Raw genomic sequence first — 4316 nt, 5'->3', positions numbered from 1 at the left:
CCCGCCGCGACGTCCACGGCCCCGCCGAGCGTCTCGCGAGCCCGGTCCACGGCGTGGACTCCGGGCGCGGACAGATCGAGGCCGGCCCGGTACCGAGCGGTGAGGATGCTGCCGAGCACCGCCACCCCGAGCACCCCGCCCAGCTCGTACGCCGTCTCCGAGACCGCCGCCGCGGCCCCCGCCTTCTCGGCGGGAGCGGCGGCGAGCACCAGATCGTTGGAGAGGGTCTCGGCGCTGCCGACCCCGATGCCGATCAGGACATAAGCCCCCGCGACGGTCGCCAGAGTCGCGTCCGCGCCGACCCACGCCGTCAGCGTGTAGGCGGCCAGCGAGCACAGCAGCCCGCCCGCCATCAGCCGTCCCATTCCGGCGCGGGGGACCAGCCGCACCACGCCGAGCCCCGCCGCGACGCTCGCCACCGCCCCGGGAACCAGCGCCACGGCCGCCACCAGCACCGACCGCCCCTGCACGAGCTGCAACTGCTGCGCAGCGAAGTACAGAAACCCCACGAGCGACGTCATGCTCATCAGATTGACGAAGATCGCGCCACTGAACGAGGGGTTCCGGAACAGCCGGACGTCCAGCAGCGGATCGTCCCGGCCCGTCAGCCGCCGCACCAGCACCACCCCGCACACCGCCCCCAGCACTCCGGCCACCACTCCGACACCGTCGATTCCCTCGACGGCAACCCGCTGCACCGCATAAACGGAAGGCGCGAGCGCCCCCACCGACAGAACGACGGACCCCAGATCGAGCGCCCCCGGCGCCCCGTCCCGCGACTCGGGCAGTACCACCGGCGCCAGCACCACCAACGGCGCCACGAACACCAGCCCGACCAGGAAGACCGAACGCCAGCCGAACCACCCCACCAGCACCCCGCCGAGGAACGGCCCGGCCGCCGCCCCGACCGCGAACGCCGTCGCCCACACCGCGATCGCCCGCCGCCGCGCCTCCCGTTCCGGCACCAGGGTCCGCAGCAGCGAATGGGTAGCCGGCAGCAGCGCCGCCCCGAACACCCCCATCAGCACCCGCGCGACGATCAGCCCGCCCGCCCCGTTCGCGCACGCCGCCACCACCGACGCCGCCCCGAACCCCACCGCCCCCGTGACGAGCACCCGCCGCCGCCCGATCCGGTCGCCGAGGTTCCCCGCCGCCACCAGCAGCGTGCAGAGCACCAGCGGGTAGACGTCCACGATCCAGAGCTGCTCGGCCGCTGTCGGCCGCAGTTCCCGCGCCAGCACCGGCAGCACGAACCCCAGCACGGTGTTGTCGATCGTCACCAGCAACACCGGCAGCATCAGCACCGCGACCCCGGCCCACTGCCGCCGCCCCACCCCCGCGCCCATCACGCCATTCTCAACACCCCCACCCACCCCGGCCACCCCTTTACCGCGTAGGCCGACAAACAGGGCTAACCGGTGTAATCGTGGTCAGGAGTGGTATCAGGATCTCCCCGAACCCCCGAAGGGATGACCGTGAACGTAACCGAGGCCAACGCCTCAGGACGCCCTCCCGTGGTCTTCGTGCACGGCCTCTGGCTGCTGCCGAGCAGCTGGGACCGGTGGGCGGCCGTCTTCGACGAAGCCGGGTACTCCCCGCTCACCCCCGGCTGGCCCGACGATCCGGAGACGGTCGCCGAGGCCAACGCCCATCCCGAGGTGTTCGCGGGCAAGAGCGTCGGCCAGGTCGCCGACCACTTCGCCGACGTCATCGCCGGACTCGACCGCAAGCCCGCGATCATCGGACACTCGTTCGGCGGCCTGATCACCCAGATCCTCGCCGGACGCGGCCTCGCCGACGCCTCCGTCGCGATCGACCCCGCGCCGTTCCGCGGCGTCCTGCCGCTGCCGATCTCCTCGCTCCGCTCGGCCCGCCCCGTCCTCGGCAACCCCGCCAACTACCATCGTGCCGTCCCGCTGACGTTCGAGCAGTTCCGCTACGGCTTCGCCAACGCCGTCTCCGAGGCCGAGGCGAAGGACCTGTACGAGACGTTCGCCGTCCCCGCGCCGGGCGAGCCGCTGTTCCAGGCCGCGACCGCCAACCTCAACCCGTGGACGGAGGCCAAGGTCAACAGCCGGAGCCCCGAACGCGGCCCCCTGCTGCTGATCTCCGGCGAGAAGGACAACACGGTCCCCTGGACGCTCACCAACGCCGCCTACAAGAAGCAGAAGCGCAACGACTCCGTCACCGAGATCGTGGAGATCCCGGGCCGCGGCCACGCCCTGACGATCGACTCCGGCTGGCGCGAGGTCGCCGACACCGCCCTGGCCTTCGTCGAACGCTTCATGAAGTGACCCGCCAGACCCCGTTAGAGCGGCATGTTGTCGTGCCGGTATCCGGGTTCGGCCGCCCTGATCAGCGGACGCAACGCGCTGAGCAGGGCGGTCCTGGTCCTGGCCGGGGTGATGACCTCGTCCACGGACAGGCGCTCCGCGGGCACGCGCGGGTTGAGCAGTTCGTCCCGGTAGGCGGCCATGAGCGGTCCCCTGCTGCCGGGGTCGGCCGCCAGCCGCGCCCGGTGCAGCACCTCGACGGCCCCGTGCGGCCCCATCACCGCGATCTCCGCGCCCGGCCAGGCGAACGAGGCGTCCGCGCCGAGCGCCTTGGAGTTCATCAGGACGTACGCCCCGCCGTACCCCTTCCGCAGCACGACGCTGACCCGCGGGACGGTCGCCGTGGCGAGCGCCTGCGCGAGTTTCGCGCCGCGCCGGGCGACGCCCGCGGCCTCCTGCCCCTTGCTCGGCAGCACCCCCGGGGTGTCGACGAAGGTCAGCAGCGGCAGCCCGAACGCATCGCACATCCGGACGAACCGGGCGGCCTTCTCGCAGGCGCGGATATCGAGGACCCCGCCCATCGCCTGCGGCTGGTTGGCGATGACGCCGACCGGGTGCCCGTCGATCCTGGCCAGCGCGCACACCATGTTCCGGCCGTACCGCGGCTGGAGCTCCAGGAAGCTCGCCCCGTCGACGACCGCCCGGATCACCGGCCGGACGTCGTAGGTCTTGCGCGGATCGGCGGGGACCACCGGCATCGGCAGGTCGGGTTCGGTGACGGCGTACACCGGCGGCGCCTCCCAGCAGGACCCGGGCAGGAACGACAGCAGCGCCCGGGCCAGCGCGAACGCGTGCTCCTCGTTCTCGGCGATGAGGTGCGCGGAACCCGATCTGCGGGCGTGCAGCTCCGCGCCGCCCAGTTCGCGCGCCGACACGTCCTGGAAGGTGACGGCCTTGATCACCCGCGGCCCCGTCACGAACATCTGCGACGTGCCCCGCACCATGATCACCACATCGCTGAGCGCCGCCACATAGGCGGCCCCGCCGACGGACGAGCCCAGCACCACACTGATCTGCGGCACCCGTCCCGACAGCAGCGAATGCCCGCGCATCACCGTGCCGAACGCGTCCATGGCCGCCACGCCCTCCTGGACGCGCGCCCCCGCCGAATCGATGAGCCCGACGACCGGCACCCGGGCCCGTCCCGCGTACTCCAGCAGTGAGGTGATCTTCGTGCCGTGGATCTCGCCGAGCGCTCCCGCCCAGGCTTTCGGCTCATGCGCGAAGATCGCGGTGGGTCGGCCGTTGACGGTCGCGCGGCAGGTCAGCACCCCGTCGCCGGCCGGGCGGCGCGGGTCGCCGCCGTAGACGTCGGTGCGCTGCCGCGCCGCGCTGCCCACCTCGAAGACGCTGCCCGCGTCGGCCAGCGCGTCCGCCCGCCGCCTGCTGATCTTCGGGGGCTCGGCGTACCCGCCCGGCTGGGGGAGGGGTGCGAGCTCTTCCCGGCACGGGGAGTGGGGACGGGACAGCTGCTGCTGGTGCACGTGCGTGCTCCTTGTTTTCGGACGGGCTTTCGATTCGGATTTGCCGAACCGTTATCACCGTGTCAGCCACGACCGGACGACACGAGCGGGCACGCCGTCGTGTGAGCGCGCTTGAACGAACAACCAAGCGGCCATGACATAAGTCCAGATCCGGACGCTCCGAATCGACCGGATCCCGCCGCTTGCCGTTCCGGCAACAAACGTTGCCGGAACGTCGAACGGCCGCGCACGGTGGGGATCAGCGAAGGGAGAAGACGATGAAGAACGCCTACGACGTGATCGTGGTCGGCGGGGGAGCGGCCGGGCTGAGCGGAGCGCTGGCCCTGGCCCGTTTCCGCAGGTCGGTGCTGGTGGTCGACGCGGGCGACCCCCGCAACGCGCGCGCCGCCCACCTGCACAACTACCTGGGCCGCGACGGCACGGGCCCGCTCGACCTGCTCGCCGACGGCCGCGCCGAGGTGCTCGGCTACGGCGGCGAGATCGTCAAGGGCGAGGTCGT

Annotated in this window: 4 protein-coding genes; 2 read left to right on the top strand and 2 right to left on the bottom strand. The window is 72.3% G+C overall.

The window, feature by feature from the left end:
* Positions 1–1346 (bottom strand): MFS transporter (locus tag ACYVE7_RS30080; protein ID WP_460369429.1); only part of this gene is annotated, 1346 nt, incomplete at its 3' end.
* A gap of 129 nt (positions 1347–1475) precedes the next feature.
* On the opposite strand from ACYVE7_RS30080, the gene ACYVE7_RS30075 reads away from it, so the two are divergent.
* The gene (locus tag ACYVE7_RS30075) at positions 1476–2294 is read left to right on the top strand and encodes an alpha/beta hydrolase (RefSeq protein ID WP_460369427.1); all 819 of its coding nucleotides are present in this window, start codon (positions 1476–1478) and stop codon (positions 2292–2294) included.
* Positions 2295–2308: 14 nt separating this feature from the next.
* Here ACYVE7_RS30075 and ACYVE7_RS30070 read toward each other — a convergent pair whose 3' ends face one another.
* A complete protein-coding gene (locus ACYVE7_RS30070) occupies positions 2309–3817 on the bottom strand; it encodes an acyl-CoA carboxylase subunit beta (protein ID WP_460369425.1) in 1509 nt (502 codons plus the stop codon).
* A gap of 257 nt (positions 3818–4074) precedes the next feature.
* On the opposite strand from ACYVE7_RS30070, the gene ACYVE7_RS30065 reads away from it, so the two are divergent.
* A partial coding sequence (locus ACYVE7_RS30065; protein WP_460369423.1) for an FAD-dependent oxidoreductase occupies positions 4075–4316 on the top strand: 242 nt, incomplete at its 3' end.

Source organism: Actinocorallia lasiicapitis (genome assembly GCF_054778695.1).
Note: the sequence above shows the minus strand (reverse complement) of the source record. Positions and strands in the feature narration are given on the sequence as shown.